At 68.9% G+C, this 13,970-nt stretch carries 11 protein-coding genes and 2 pseudogenes; 7 read left to right on the forward strand and 6 right to left on the reverse strand.

The annotated features are described in order from the left end of the window. Nucleotides 1-68 precede the first annotated feature (68 nt). Nucleotides 69-1,676: an IS1634 family transposase gene (locus tag IEZ11_RS49450; protein ID WP_444544950.1), complete on the forward strand. Its 1,608-nt coding sequence runs from the start codon at nucleotides 69-71 to the stop codon at nucleotides 1,674-1,676. A 334-nt stretch (nucleotides 1,677-2,010) separates the two neighbouring features. Next, nucleotides 2,011-2,664, forward strand: a pseudogene (locus IEZ11_RS49455) (NF041680 family putative transposase); the annotation flags it as partial. A 433-nt stretch (nucleotides 2,665-3,097) separates the two neighbouring features. On the opposite strand, the gene IEZ11_RS49460 reads toward IEZ11_RS49455, so the two are convergent. Together IEZ11_RS49460 and IEZ11_RS49465 are read right to left on the reverse strand one after the other, a co-directional pair. Continuing rightward, entirely contained in the window at nucleotides 3,098-7,003 is a 3,906-nt protein-coding gene (locus tag IEZ11_RS49460; protein WP_189269688.1) for a CHAT domain-containing protein, read from the reverse strand. Nucleotide 7,004: 1 nt separating this feature from the next. Then, nucleotides 7,005-7,409: a hypothetical protein gene (locus IEZ11_RS49465; protein WP_189269689.1), complete on the reverse strand. Its 405-nt coding sequence runs from the start codon at nucleotides 7,407-7,409 to the stop codon at nucleotides 7,005-7,007. 860 nt (nucleotides 7,410-8,269) lie between these two features. Here IEZ11_RS49465 and IEZ11_RS49470 point away from each other — a divergent pair. Together IEZ11_RS49470 and IEZ11_RS49475 are read left to right on the forward strand one after the other, a co-directional pair. Continuing rightward, nucleotides 8,270-8,725: a hypothetical protein gene (locus IEZ11_RS49470; protein ID WP_229713978.1), complete on the forward strand. Its 456-nt coding sequence runs from the start codon at nucleotides 8,270-8,272 to the stop codon at nucleotides 8,723-8,725. Further along, nucleotides 8,722-9,387: a nucleotidyl transferase AbiEii/AbiGii toxin family protein gene (locus IEZ11_RS49475; RefSeq protein WP_189269690.1), complete on the forward strand. Its 666-nt coding sequence runs from the start codon at nucleotides 8,722-8,724 to the stop codon at nucleotides 9,385-9,387. The genes IEZ11_RS49470 and IEZ11_RS49475 overlap by 4 nt, the downstream gene beginning before the upstream one ends. 202 nt (nucleotides 9,388-9,589) lie before the next feature. Here the strand turns inward: IEZ11_RS49475 and IEZ11_RS49480 are convergent, their stop codons facing one another. The 4 genes from IEZ11_RS49480 to IEZ11_RS49495 form a co-directional block, all read right to left on the reverse strand. Beyond that, complete coding sequence (locus tag IEZ11_RS49480; RefSeq protein ID WP_189269691.1) at nucleotides 9,590-9,928, reverse strand: hypothetical protein; 339 nt, start codon at nucleotides 9,926-9,928, stop codon at nucleotides 9,590-9,592. A 130-nt stretch (nucleotides 9,929-10,058) separates the two neighbouring features. Next, nucleotides 10,059-10,508, reverse strand: a complete 450-nt coding sequence (locus tag IEZ11_RS49485) for a DDE-type integrase/transposase/recombinase (RefSeq protein ID WP_189269692.1) — start codon at nucleotides 10,506-10,508, stop codon at nucleotides 10,059-10,061. Continuing rightward, on the reverse strand, nucleotides 10,469-10,882 hold the full coding sequence (locus tag IEZ11_RS49490; protein ID WP_189269693.1) for an IS3 family transposase: 414 nt from the start codon (nucleotides 10,880-10,882) through the stop codon (nucleotides 10,469-10,471). The genes IEZ11_RS49485 and IEZ11_RS49490 overlap by 40 nt, the downstream gene beginning before the upstream one ends. A gap of 80 nt (nucleotides 10,883-10,962) precedes the next feature. Beyond that, nucleotides 10,963-11,271 carry a transposase gene (locus IEZ11_RS49495; RefSeq protein WP_229713980.1) on the reverse strand — a complete coding sequence of 103 codons (309 nt, stop codon included), beginning with the start codon at nucleotides 11,269-11,271 and terminating at the stop codon, nucleotides 10,963-10,965. A gap of 94 nt (nucleotides 11,272-11,365) precedes the next feature. On the opposite strand from IEZ11_RS49495, the gene IEZ11_RS49500 reads away from it, so the two are divergent. The 3 genes and pseudogenes from IEZ11_RS49500 to IEZ11_RS49510 all read left to right on the forward strand — a co-directional run. Beyond that, nucleotides 11,366-12,391 carry a Mu transposase C-terminal domain-containing protein gene (locus IEZ11_RS49500; RefSeq protein WP_189269695.1) on the forward strand — a complete coding sequence of 342 codons (1,026 nt, stop codon included), beginning with the start codon at nucleotides 11,366-11,368 and terminating at the stop codon, nucleotides 12,389-12,391. Then, entirely contained in the window at nucleotides 12,388-13,131 is a 744-nt protein-coding gene (locus IEZ11_RS49505) for an AAA family ATPase (RefSeq protein WP_189269696.1), read from the forward strand. The genes IEZ11_RS49500 and IEZ11_RS49505 overlap by 4 nt, the downstream gene beginning before the upstream one ends. Nucleotides 13,132-13,144: 13 nt before the next feature. Continuing rightward, nucleotides 13,145-13,970: pseudogene (locus IEZ11_RS49510) on the forward strand (hypothetical protein); the annotation flags it as partial.

Consider the following 13,970-nt stretch of genomic DNA (forward strand, 5'->3'; position numbering starts at 1 on the left):
AGCAGCCGCCTGGAACACCTCGCCTACCAGCTCACGGCCTGACCCAGGAATTGCGCAGCAGAGTCGCGGTGACGTCCGTGGTGGAAAAGCGTCTGGGCGCTCTGCCTGTCGCTGCCGAGTTTCTGCGCCGGCTGGATGTCGCCGGGATCGTCGACGAGGTGTGTCCTGGTGGTGCGAGTGCGCTGGTGACGCACGGGCAGGTGATCGAGGCGTTGGTGGCCAACCGGCTGACGTCGCCCGCGCCGCTGGTGCGGGTGGAGGACTGGGCCAGGTGCTGGGCGGTGGAGGAGGTCTTCGGGATCGAGCCCGCTCTGCTCAACGATGACCGTCTGGCCCGGGCACTGGATGCGATCGCTCCGCACCTGGAGCACATCGCGGGCACGGTCGGTGCGCGGGCGGTCGGTGAGTTCGGGATCGATGTGGCCCGGATGCACTGGGACATGACCAGTATGTCCGTGCACGGGGCCTTCCCGGCCGAGGGCCAGGACGAGGACTTCCCCGTCATCGGCTACGGGCATCCCAAGGACCGGCGCTTCGATCTGAAGCAGGTCCAGGCCGGGCTCGCGGTGTCGGCCGACGGCGGCATCCCGCTCCATGCCCGGGTCTTCGGCGGCGGTGCGGCCGAGGTCAGCCAGGTCGTCGGCGCGATGAAAGACCTGCGGGCCATGGCCGGTGAACGCGGCTTCCTGATGGTCGCCGACTCCAAGCTGGTGTCCTACTCCAACGTCCGTGCCCTGCTGGCAGCCGGGGTTCAGTTCATCGCCCCGGCCCCGGCCGTGCAGGTCAAGGACGAGGTCTATGCCGCTCTCGATCTCGCGCAGGCCACCGTCGTGGACTGGACACCGGACCGGGAGGCGGGCAAGCCCGCCGAGCGGCGCGAGACCTGCCGCGTGCTGGAGGACACCCACACCCTGACCGGGCCCCGCAAGAGCGATCCGCCGCTCACCGTGCGCCGGATCCTGGTCCACTCCACCGCGAACGCCGCCGGTCAGCAAGCCGCCCGGGACAAACGCCTGGCCAGGGCCGCCGAGGACCTGAACAAGCTCACCGCTGCGGCCGGCGGACGCCACTACAAGACCCGGGAGAAGGTCGTCGCCCGGATCGGTGTCATCGCCGCCAGGCGCCGTGTCACCTCTTGTCTGCGCTGGACCGTCACCGACAACGAGAGCGGAACCCCGGTTCTGGCCTGGCACTTCGACACCGGCGTGCTGGACGCCGAAGCTGCTGTCGACGGCTGGTACGCACTGCTGACGTCCGTCCCCGCCGACCAGGCAGACCCGGCCGGGGCCCTGATCCACTACAAGGGCCAGGGCGCGGTCGAGCGCCGTTACCACGACTTCAAAGGGCCCCTCGCGGTCGCCCCGGTCTTCGTGCAGCACAACCGGCGCGTCGCTGCCCTGATCCAGGTCATCTGCCTGGCCCTGCTCGTTTTCTGCCTCATCGAACGGCAAGTCAGACGGGCACTGGGCCCCGAGCAGACCATGAGCGGCCTCTACCCCGACAACCGCCACGTCCGCCCCACAGGCCGCATGTTCTTCTACCACCTCGGCGAACTCACCCTGCGGATCGGCAACGTCACCGACCCGCCAACCGTCCAGATCACCCGCGGCGTCCAACTCCACCTCCTCGACCTCCTCGACACCGACATCGGACAAACCCGCTGGCCACAGATCTGAAACGGTGACCCGCGAAGTCCGCGGCTAGACGTCACGTGTCCGCTCTTGCGTGTTCGACTTGTCCCTGCCGCCGGAGTGGGAGTTCACCCAGCGGCAGGGAGTTTCACTCGACGACCACTTGATCGACTCGCTTGGCGCGTAGGCCGGGCGTGCGGGGCACAGGACGTCGGCTCGTACGGGTGGCGGTGTCCGAACGCGGCCGTCGGGGTCAGGGGCAACGACCGGCTCACACGCGGAGCGCTGCACGGCGCTGCACGGAGGCGCGTATTCGCGCACTGCGCCGCGACGCCCCGTTCAGTGTCAGTGGCGTTCCCCGTCAAGTTCTTGTGTTCAGCCCGACGCGGCGACGGTGCAGGCCACCGAGCGGTACGGTCTGGCCCGAGCCATGGCCTGGGACCGCGTCCATCCCCGCCTGCGCCACCTGTCCGCCTGGATCGACCACATCGGTGAACTCCCCGTCATGAACGGCACGTTGATCCGTCTGGAGGTCGACCGCGTGCCCGGTGACAGTGAACCGGTGCCGGTATGGCTGTGGTCGTCCAAGACCGGACTGACAGGCATGGACGTCGACATGCGCTGGCAGGCGTTCTTGAGGCGCTTCGACCTGGAACACACCTTCAGAATGATCAAGCAGACGCTCGGATGGACCCGCCCGAAGCTGCGAACACCCGAGGCCGCGGACCGCTGGACCTGGCTCATCATCGCCGCCCACACCCAGCTCCGGCTCCTCCGCGCGGCCGCCGTGGACTTGCGCCGCCCCTGGGAGAAGCCGACCGAGCCTGGCCGTCTCACCCCCGCCCGGGTCCGGCGGGGGTTTCGGAACCTCCGCCCGCACCTGGCCTGCCCGGCCCGCGCGTCGAAACCCTCCCACCCCGGCCCCGGACGCCCACTCGGCTCCAAGAACAGACGGCTCGCCACCAGGCACGATGTCGGCAAGACCGTGAAACGCGCCGACACCTTCGGAGAGCACGTCCGATTGAAGGGTTAAGTATCAAGCTCAGACCCGCAGCTGCTTCTCAGACCCCGTTTCAGTCAGCCGTGGTCAACGCTTCGCGGTGCCGCAGCGGCGATCGGCGACGGGCTGACAAGCGCATAGGGTCAGCGGCACGGCTGACTTGTTCGACGTAGCTGGGGCCCTGGCGGGTGGGTGCAGGGAAAGGGTGGATGCATGGGCGTTTGTCAGTGGCTTTGCCGCCTCCTGGTCGACTCCGTTGTCGTCGGCTGATGGGTTCACCCTGGATGAAGTGCAGCAAGGCGGTCGTTACCGCGTTCTGTTGCCCCTATCGAGCGGGTCATCAACCCGGCCACCGTGGACAGCCCCGAACTGATCGACCTCTACGCCCGCGTCGGCGCCGAACGCCGCACCCAGCGGCGCAACTGAGGGCACCATCGTGGCTGGTGGCGCGGTTGGGTAGCGCCTCTCAAGGGCTTGGCCCAACCGCAGCGGACTCGTGCGAGCTGATCCGGCGGGTGATTCCGACCATGAGCGCGGCCACTTCTCCGGTCGGTGGCCGCTCAACCGCACGCGGCAGCATCCACTCGATCACTGAGTGTGCGATCGCTGACTCCCCGGCGGAGGCCAAGCAGTTCGCGAAATTGACGAGCAGAATGTCCCAGCGCGGCAACTCCGCTTCCGGTTCGGCTGCGACAGCGGTCAGCACCGAGCGCGTCGCGGCCGCCGATGGCTCCAGCGGCAGACCAGCGGCCGGCAGTCCGGTGCGGATTGCCGACCACTGGAGGTGGACGGCCGGGCCGAACTCACCAAGGTCGTGCATCAGGTTGCCGTAGCGCCCGATCAGAGATGCGAGGTCAGTAGCCGGTAGTCGGCCCCGGGACAGCTCGATGGCCTGCTGGAACAGGGACTCGGCTTCGGTGGGCCGCCCACGTTGGCGTTGGAGGGTGGCCAGCCACCCCAGTTCAGTAGCGAGCCGTACCAGGTCCTCGGGCTCGCCGAGTTCGGTGAGCAGGCTGCAGGCGTACGAGCGGAGTCCGGCCGCGAGCGCCAAGTGGGCCGACGAGCCGCCGTCCCAGGCTCGTTCGCTGGACTGGAGCAACAGATCCACAACCCACCGCTGGTCCACGGGGCCGAAGAGACCCGCCAGACGCGCGACGTTCTGGGCCACATCGGAGAGGGCGGTGATGTCGCCCGGATGACCGGCGCCCGCCTCGCGATGGCTGACGCGGCCCTGGATCTGTTCCGTGAGCCGCACGACGGCGTCGGCCACCGCCTGCAACGGCAGTGCGTCACCCGAAACGCCGATCGACCCGAGCAGGGAAAGCAAGTGCCCGCCGTCGGCCATCAGGGCTTCGGTGAACCGGTCCTGCCGGTTCTCCTCGCCGTCGAGATAGGCGAGACCCGCGCGGCCGTACAGGGCGACCGGGAGCTTAAGGAGGTCGTCGGGCAACTGAGCTAGTTCGGTACGCAGGTCAGCGGTGAGCCCGCGGCGCATAAGTCTGTCCAGCAGCCATGAGAGGCACATCACTCGGTACGACTTGCCGTCGCTCGTCCGGGCGCCCTGCGCGAGGTGCTGCAAAGCGTGGTCTTCGTCGGCCAGTGAGAGAAGGAGGAACGCGTGGGCCGCGACTGCGTCGTCGCCGCCAGTCGCTCGACCGAGTTCGCGGATCGCTTGGGGCGGATCGGTGTCGACGAGCAGGAAGCCGTCAGCGAGGTGGACCAGGCTTGGGCTCACATGGGGGTGGCCGCGGGCCTGGTCGACCGACTCACGCACCCATGACTGCCGGTGTGCGTTGAGCCCGCAGTTCAGGGTCCTGGTGAGGAAGCGCCCCTCGGATTCGGTGTCCCCCATGCGCCTGGCGATCGTCACGCCTTCCTGCCCGAGGGCGTAGAGCAGGTCGCCATGGTCGCGGCGCTTTCCTTCGAGAAGTCCGTAGAGGTGATCCCGGTTGTGGAGGCGGCGGTTGTCGGAGGGCGGGCTGAGGGCACGTTCTTTGAGGAAGAATCGGACGGCCGCCTCGTCCCGCCCAAGCCGCTCTTGGACATCGCCGAGCAGGTGCAGGCATTCGCAGTAGTCGAAGCGATCGTTGATGGACGCGGTGGCCAGCTGATCCACCGCGGTCTTCAGGGCCGCTGCGAGGTCACCGTCGCGGGCCGCGCGGTAGGCGCTGAAACGCGCTTTCTCGCGCTCTGTGAGTGCCAGTGCGTCCAACGGCGTCGCCTCTTCCGCGGTGACCAATGCGGGATCCGCGTCACCTTCAGGCACAACGGGCACAGCGTTCGGCGTGAACCTCTGTACGTTGAGTTCTGTGTAGTCCTCCAGGAGTTCGTCCCATACCTCCCGGAGATCAGGGGGGATTTCGGGCCAGTCCGGCAAACCTTGGTGCAGGGCGCGGATCAGGTCCGCCACCGCCGAGCGGCTGCTGTTGATGAGCAGCGTGCTGAAGCAGGCCATTGAGTCCGCGTCAGGGAATCCGACCTTTCGTGCCGCAGCGGCGAGGGCCAAATGGGTCGCGCACGCCCACGCCGACTCCTCGTCCCAGTCCCGTGGCTTCGGACGCTGACACGTCCCGGTCCAGGCCTTCAGGCGCACCCCGGTGAGGATCTCGGGCCGAGTCAGTGCCCGGGCCGCCTCGCGCACTGATCGATCGGGTACCAGGAAGTACGCCTCTCCGGAACGGAGCACTTTGAGCCGGTCGTCCTTATCGGCGATCAACGCCGAAGGGGCATACGGCATCGGCACTCCCGCGAGCGCGACCCCCGACCCGACCGCCAGCATCGGCAGGGCCAGGCAGGCTCTGACGGCCTCCCCTTCCGGGAACTGCCGGAGCACGGCCCGGGCCTGATCGGTGCCCTCGGCCATCGAGTCCGTTGGCTGACCAGTCATCGCGCCGGTCTCCCCGGCGCGCAACAGCGCCGTCGTGGGATCCTTATCGCTGAGCATCGCGGACAAGCCGATGGGAACCAGGTCCCCCGGCACGAAGACGGCCAGGATGTCTATCAGGACGGACGTCGTACGGAAGGCGAACTGGAGCAGCGCACGTCTTTCGGTGAACGTCAGGGCCGGCATACGAAGCAGCCGAGTCGGACCGTCTGGACCGTCGGAGGCAGGAGACTCGTCCGCTGGATCGCCCATCGCCCATCGCAACGCGGTGCGGAGTGTCTGGCGGGACAGTCCGCAGAGCTCAGGGTCCGCGAATTCGAACCCCGGGATGCCTCTGCCCTCAGAGACTTCTCGTTCGAGGGCTGTCAGCGCCGCCGTCAACGCGCCGTCTTCGGCCGCGGCGAAGAAGTACGCACCGCCGAACACGGGTGGAACAGACTCGGGCGCCTTGGTGCACAGCGCGCTGCCACCGTCGGCGGATGTGGCCAGCCACAGCATCGGCTGTATCAACGCCTGCGCACGCTGGTCGCGAGACGCGCCGAAGCCGTGGGCGCCAGCGGCCACAGCAGTCGAGTGCGCGTCAGCCAGCGTCGCGCCGGACCCAAGGGACACGTATAGGGCGGGCGCGAAGGCCGCGGCCACCTGTTCGGGAACCGGCCCCCGGGCCACCACGGCCGCCCTCGCACCTGCCAGGATCAGGCGCGCCGGGAAGGGCAGCCGCGCACTCTCCCGCAGGTCGCCACCGTGACAGGCGTTGGACACGAAGACGTCGCAGCCGAGGCCTCCCAGGACCGTCCTGAGCTCCTCGTCGCTCATGGTCTCAGTCCCGAAATGGGCAACGAAGCTCGATGTGACCAGGGCTTCGTCTTCGCCGACAGCCACCCGGGTTGCGCCGTGGACATCCAGATGCACGATGCGCAGGCGAAGCGGATCCGGCGGCAGACCGAGCGAGCGGAGCATCGCCGGCGTGCTGGCGGTGCTCACCTGGAGCGGTGCGATCGTGCGTTGCTCGAAGAGGCCGGCCAGCACTGGGCCGGCGACGCGGTAGCGCGGGATGCTGTCATTGGGCGCCCGTGCAGCCAACCACACCAGATCGCACACGCCCGGCGACTTCGGACGCTGGACTTCGCCGGGCACACTCCGGATCACCGTGACCGCGCGCTCATCGTCGCCGAGCAGCCGTAGCGTCTCCCACACCAGCGCCTGGCCCCGGGCACCGCAGCGCACTTCGACGAGGATCCCGTCGGCCAGCAAATTGTCCAGGTCCTCAAAGGCGCGCTGAAGCATCCGCCGAAGCGCTGCCGCGTAGCTCTCTGCGCGATCGGCCAGTTTGCGGACCTGGCCCGATACGAGCAGTTCTTCAACGCCGAGGCGCTGCAGCTCCAGGAAGGGGACCGTGGCCTGGCCGACGTGCTCTTGGGCGTCGACCGTCAGCGTCAATGCCAGTCCGGCCTCCTCGGTGGAGTCCTCGACGAGAAGGTGGCGCATCTCAGCGGCTCTGGCGGATCTGTACCTCGATCGTCCCCTCAGCGCTTACCGACACGGTTACCTCCGGGGCACTCGGGGCACCGCTCGGGGTGGCTTCTGGAGCGGTCAGAGCAGCCGGTTCGGAAGCGGGGGCGACGGGCGTGTTACGCCGACGCTCGCTCAACGCCGCCCACTGGGTGACAATCAGGGCCCGGAGCCCCTCAACCGTGAGCCCGGCCGCCGACGCAACGAGGAACTCGATGGCCACCGCTGTCTCCGAGAAGGAACCGTCAGCGGCCTCGGAGCCCGCCAGCCGCACCAGATCCGGGGCCAACAGCTCACTGACCGCGTCGACCGCCTCCTTCACCCACGTCGCGTCGACACCCGCGACGTCTACCTTGAGCTGGTCACCTACCTGAAGTTCCACAACTTCCCCTCAGCCCTTTGGTCGCGTCCGCTACAACTCCTCGACAGTATCGCGGCGCAGAAGCGGAAAAGAGGGGTGAATCTGAACATCGCTCTGTACTGGTACGGATCCTGGCGGGAAAGATCCTCACACGTGCCTTCCGCAACCGCCGCCAGTGCCGGGAACACCACGCCGAAGAACAAACAACGCCGTCTCGGCCGTCGTCGAGAACCCGCTGATCTACTCCCGGATGCGCACTGACAGCCCTGGGAGCCGGACGGGTTCAAGCCTTCGGCGAGCAGAACGGAACGACCAGTCCAGGTCGTCCTCAAAGCGGTCAGTGCCGAGCAGCAGGACGACTACGTGGGACAGTTGGAAGCCTTCGCTGAGGACAAACGTGAACGCCTCGCACGGCTGTACGGGAAATACGGTCCGGGCGCGCCGTTCGCGGACGAGAGCCGCTGCTACCTGACACATCAGCCCGAGAGCCTCGTGGTCTGCGTCTGGACGCCGCACCCTTGTGGGTGGAGAGCGTCTGGAACGACGAGTTGGACGCCGAGGTGGTGCTGGACCGCTTCAGCAAGATGTGGCGCTTCGGACTCTGAACACCGGCCCGCGGCGGCCCGCTCGGCCGGACGAGGACATCGAGGAGAGGACCCGGGCGCGATCGCTCGCCCAGGAAGGTCCGACGGGCCGGTGGTCGGCCTTGCCCACGCGCTCCCGCCGGCCCCTTGGCTGACGAGGCGGGTCTGGACCGGCAGCTCTGCACGAGGCTGTCGAGGCCGCTCGCCGAAAGCGGTGCCTGGTGTGTGTGGGCCGCTGCGGACGGTGACCGTCCCGTCCGCCGCCTGCTGCTTGGCTGCAGCCGTCATAATGGGGATATGCCTGCCACACCGCAGCACCATCCCGCGTGGTCCCCTGCTGGCGCGGCTGCGGACTCCGGCCCGGACGGCACGGATCTGCAGCTGTACCAGGAGAAGTTCCGGCGTCGGTTGCCTCACGCATTGGATGACCTTCGGGGACCGACACAGGGGGTCGTTGAAGCGCCTGCCACCGTCGTCTGGTCCGGGCTGCGTGCCTTCGAGCTTGGCAACGAGCGTCAGCTGATGAGCCTCTATCGCACCGTCCTTGCCGAAGGCATGCGTGAGGACCTGTGCGCGCTGCTGAACCGCGACATCCTGCTGCGGTGGTGGCCCACGTTGCGGATCCTGGTTTCGACCACGGTCTGCGGTGTGTGGGAGGAGCGGTTTCCGCAGCTGCGTGCTCTGGCCGACGTGCCTCCCGCACAGCCCCCTGCCCGGCGACGGCGCCACCACCGGGGCCCGGCGGCCGCGTGAAACTTCCGGACATGCACGCCCGGCTGCTCGCGGACGTCCTGGCCATCGGCTCCCCGTACCCTCTGGTGATCACCGGCGGATACGCTGTCCAGGCCCACGAGCTCCTCGCCCGCCCGAGCCAGGACCTGGATGTCGCTACGGAGAGTCCCGCACCGATGGACGAGATCGTCCGCACCCTCGCTGACGGGCTCGCCGCACGAGGCTGGCACATCCAGGTCATCGAGATCGCCCCGCTCTCCGCACGCCTCAACGCCACGGACCTCGGCTCCCAGGGGACGTGCGAGGTGGACATCCTCAAGGAAGTCTTCACCCGGCCGGCCACCTCCACCGCCTACGGGCCGGTACTCGCTGAGGAAGACGTGATCGGCACCAAGGTCCGCGCACTGGCCGAGCGGGGCCTGGCCCGCGACGCCCTGGACGTCTTCGCCGCCTCACGCCGCTGGCCCACGGCTGATCTTGAGGAGTTCGGCCGTCGCCACGCTCGCGACCGCTTCGACCTGGAGTCCCTCCAGACCCGGCTGACTGCCGTCGCCTGGCTCGACGAAGCCGAACTGGAAGCGTACGGCACGAGTCCCGAGCTGATCGATAAGCTGATGAGCTGGGCCCAGGAATGGGCCGATGATCTCGGCCGACGGCTTCTTCGCGACCAGGACGTGGACTAGGGGATGGCGCATATGGCGCGAACCGACTGACGACGGTCGCGTTCCGTAGCACAGCCTTCACGCAATAGGCCAGGTCCTGGCTCGGGCAGTCCTGAGCAGTCTTGGACTACGAGGGTGTTGAGGCCGGGCTTCTCCTGCACGGAAAACGCGGACCGCGGCCGTCCCCTGGTGGGGTGGCCGCCTTCCGTTGTGTGGGGTGGGGTCATTGCCGTCCGTACCGTTCGGGGAAGTGCGCCTTGAGGGCGGCGCGGGTCCACAGGATTCCGCCGAAGGAGCCGAGGAAGATGCCGATCGGGAAGCCGATGGCCCAGGAATTGAACACGTCGTCGGGTGGATGGCCGTAGACGACGTGGGAGAGGGCCCACGGAGCCAGAGACACGGCGGTGAGCGCGAGCATCCACGCCACGAGGAAGACCCGGCCGCTGGACAGACCCTGTTCCTTGCGCATGCGAGGGCTGTAGATCAGACCGGCCGTCATCGCGAAGGCGATTGCTCCGGGGCCGACGGGGCCGAACGTGACTGTCTCCCTGAGGGTCTCCATGCGCAGCGTGTCGTCCCCTCCAGAGCGATGCGGTCGAGAGAGTGTGCCAGCCCCCACTGACAACCGGCCCCGGGTTGGGCATTGAACTTTAAGGAACTGAAGTTCCCCCCTGATCTTGGACAGCGGTTGCTTACGCTGCGGGGGTGAGGTCTTGCTGCAGTCTGGCTCGGGTTTCGAGTGGGGTGAGGTACCCGAACTCGGGGTGTCTGCGGAGCCTGGTGCGGTTGTACTCGACCTCGATGAAACGGAAGACGTCGGCGCGGGCCGTCTCGCGGCTTTCCCAGACGGTGGTGCCGATCTCCGCCTTGAGCAGGCCGAAGAAGCTCTCGGCTGCGGTGTTATCGTAGCATATGCCGGTTCGTCCCATGCTCTGCCTCAGGTTCAACTCCCGTAGTTCCTGGCGGAATTCGCCACTTGTGTACTCGCTTCCGCGGTCGGTGTGCATGATGCAGCCGGACTGCAGGTCGCCGCGGCCGGCGGCCATCCGCAGCGCGTCGGTGACCAGCTCGGCGCGGTGGTGGTCGGCCATCGCGTACCCGATCACCTCGCGGGTCGCCAGGTCGATGACGGTAGGTACCACCAGCCCTCGGCCGTCGGCAGATACGTGATGTCCCCGACGAGTTTCGTGCCCGGCCTGTCGGCGGTGAAGTCGCGGCCGACCAGGTCCGGGGCCGGGGCGGCCTTGGTGTCCTGCTTCGTGAGATGACGGCGCCTGCGGCGGGTGATACCGCGGATGTCGCGTTCCCGCATGATCCGCTCGACCTTCTTCCGGTTGATCGCGTGGCCCTTGCGGCGGAGCTCGGCGTGCACGCGCGGGGCTCCGTAGGCACCTCGGGACTTCACGTGGATGGCGCGGATCTCTCCGGCCAGCTCGTCCTCGCCACACCGCCGTTCGACGGCGCCGGGCCGGGACGTGAGCCACGCGTAGTAGGTGGAGCGGTTGATGCCCAGCACGCGGTACAGCCGCGCGACGCTGTAGCCATCGGGGTTGTCCTCGGTGGCCTTCTCCGCATCGATGAAGAGGCAGGCGGCGCCTACTTCACGATCTCCTTCGCGAAGAAGGCCGCGGCTTTTACCAAGATCTCGTTCGCCTTCCTGGCCTCGGCCAGCTCGCGGCGCAGGCGCCGAAGCTCGTCGCGCTCATCGCTGGTCAGCGCACCCGCGGGCCCCTCGCCCCGGTCGGTCTCCGCCTGCTTGACCCAGCCGCGAAGCCCTTCCGGGCTGACCCCCAGTTCCCGGGCGATCTCGGTGACATTCCGACGCGGCGACGAACGGACGAGCGCGATCGCGTCGCGCTTGAACTCGGCCGTGTACCGCTTGCTCATGTTGCTCTTGCCACTCAACCTGGACTGCTTCCTCCGGGACCCAACCGTCCCAGTATCAAGCTGTCCAGATCAATGGGGGAACTTCACGCCGGGGGATCCGTCGAGGGAGTCGGTGCTCGCGGCGCTGCGTTCCGCGGTCCTGCGTGAGGAACCCTACGGCCCGATCGGCGGCCTGCCCGAGAAAGTGCGGGTCGACCGTGGCAAGGACTTCCTGTCCCGGACGGTGACCGCCGCGTTCGGCCTCCTCGACGTGACGGTGGAGGACCTGCCCGCCTACACCCCCCACCTCAAGGGCACCGTGGAGGGCCTGAACCGGGCGGTGGAGAGCATGTTCCTGGCCGCGCTGCCCGGCTATGCCCGCCAGCCGCGTCCCGGCAAACGGGCTTCCCGTCCGAAGGACGAAGTGCTGCTCGGCTTCGAGGACTTCACCGCCCGGCTGCTGGATTGGACGCTGTGGTGGAACACCGAGCACTGCCCGGCGCCGTTGCGGGGCAAGACTCCGCTTGAGGCGTGGCAGGACGATCCCACCCCGCTGCGGGACGTGCCCGCGGCAGATCTGTGGACGTTCACCCTGGAGGACGCCGGCACCCGCACGCTGACCACCCGCGGCATCCGTTTCAGGAGACGCGACTATGCGGGGCCGTGGATGACCGGGCAGGCCGGGATCCAGGTCCGGGTCCGTTTCATGCCCCACCACGACCACCGGATCGAGGTCTACCACGCGGCCACCGGCCGTTACCTGGGTCCTGCGGACCTGGCCGACCAGGCCACCGACGAACAGATCAGCGCCGTACGGCGGGCGCGGGCCGCTCGCTCCCGCCGCCTGAAGAAAGACCTGGAGGCGTCCCAGCGCGAGCGCTACGCCGCCGTGAACCAGCCCGAGGCGCCCCGGCGGCTCGGCGCGCTGCCCACCGTGCAGGCCGAGGCCGAACTCGCCCAGGCCGCCGGCACCGACCTGTCGGATCTGGCGATGCCGGACCTCATCCCGCCCGCCGCGCCCCCGGCCGACTGGCGCACCCCGCCCTCCCTCGTCACCCGGACCGCGCCCGGCCGGCCCGCTCCCGTCCCGTCCGCACCTGCCCCCGGGCGCCGGCCCGGATCGACCGCTCAGACCACTGAAGACGGAGACGCCTCGTGACCGCGGCCACCTACCAGTACGTCGACCTGCCCGATGCGTCCGTGGTCACCACCCGCGCCCTGCTCACCGCCAGGGAGAACATCACCGACACCGTCGCCGCCCGCGCCATGATGTGCATCCATGGTGGCGCCGGCTTCGGCAAGACGCTCGCCGTCAACATCTGCCTGCGGGGACTCGAGCCGCACGAGGACGTCCGCAAGATCACCTTCCGGGCCCGTCCCACCGCCCGCGCGGTGCGCTATGAACTGTTCACCGCGCTCGACCTGGCCGGTGAACCGCCGCGCCACCCCAGCGAATTCGACCGCCTGCTGAAAACAGCCCTGGCTGAACGCCCCCGCACTTTCCTCGTGGACGAGGCCCAGTGGCTCAACGGGGAGGCGTTCGAATACTTCCGCTACCTGTGGGACGAACCCGCCACCCAGCTCGCGGTCATCTTCGTCGGCGGGGAGGGCTGCCATACCGTGCTGCGCCGCGAACCGATGCTCTCCTCCCGCATCTTCATCTGGCAGCGCTTCACCCGCCTTACCCCCGGCGAAGTCCTCGAGGCCATTCCCCTGTTCCACCCGATCTGGGCCGACGCCGACCCCGACGACATCACCTTCGCCGACAGCCACGCCGCGCACGGCAACTTCCGCGCCTGGGCCCAGCTGACCGCCCACACCCGCACCGCCCTGGCCCGCACCGGCCGCCCCCGCGTCGACCAGGAGCTGCTGCGGTGGGCCTTCAGCCGCCTCGCCTGACCACCACGTCGCCATGCCGTCCACCGTGCCACCGCCGGTCGCCGTGGTCATCGACCCGGGCGACGACGCGATCCATACGCACACCGCCCTGGCCGCCCACCATCCGCCGTCCGGCCGGATCACCCTGCACCCCGGCCCGGGCACCACCAGTGAAACCGGCCTCGCCCACGACCTCCTGGCTGCCCTGGGCAAACCGCCCCTGCTCCCGGGCGGCTTTCCCGCCGGCCGTCAGCCCGCCTGGGAAGCCGCTGCCGCATGGATGAGGGCTCTGCCCGTGAACCGGCTGACCGTCCTGCGCGCGCACCGCCTCACCGCCCGCCGCACGATGCGCCTCCTGCAGTTGCGTGCCCTCACCGGTATCCACCTGACCCTGGTCTGCCACCGCCCCCACCTGCCCGCCGCCTTGCTCCAGGCCCTGCAGACGGCTGATTACTCCGTCACCGCGGACTTCCAGGCCGCCCGCCGCCACTACTACGGCACGACCGCTCCCGTGCCCCAGCCTGCGGAGCCTGTCCGGCTGGCAGACCGGGGGCACCGGCGGCGCTGGCGGTCGCTGGACGACGGGCTGCTGCGGGTCTACTTCGAGGCTGTACCGCCCCGTGCGCGCCGCTGCCGATCGTCTTTCGGTACCGCCCGCCACCCGCACCACTCACCCGGCGGGCGGTCCGGGAAGTTGCCCGGCGCCTGGCCGACGCGACCGTCCATCCCCGCCTGGCCGCCGCCCTCGCCGCGGCGCTCTTCACCGGTGCTTCCTTCCAGCAGCTCGCCACCGCCCCCTGAGTTCCGCAGTTCGTGGGCACGATCGGGTCTGTCGAACGGTGTCCGCGCTGGTCACGGTG

The sequence above is a fragment of the Streptomyces fuscichromogenes genome, from assembly GCF_014645815.1.
GTDB classification, from domain to species: domain Bacteria; phylum Actinomycetota; class Actinomycetes; order Streptomycetales; family Streptomycetaceae; genus Streptomyces; species Streptomyces fuscichromogenes.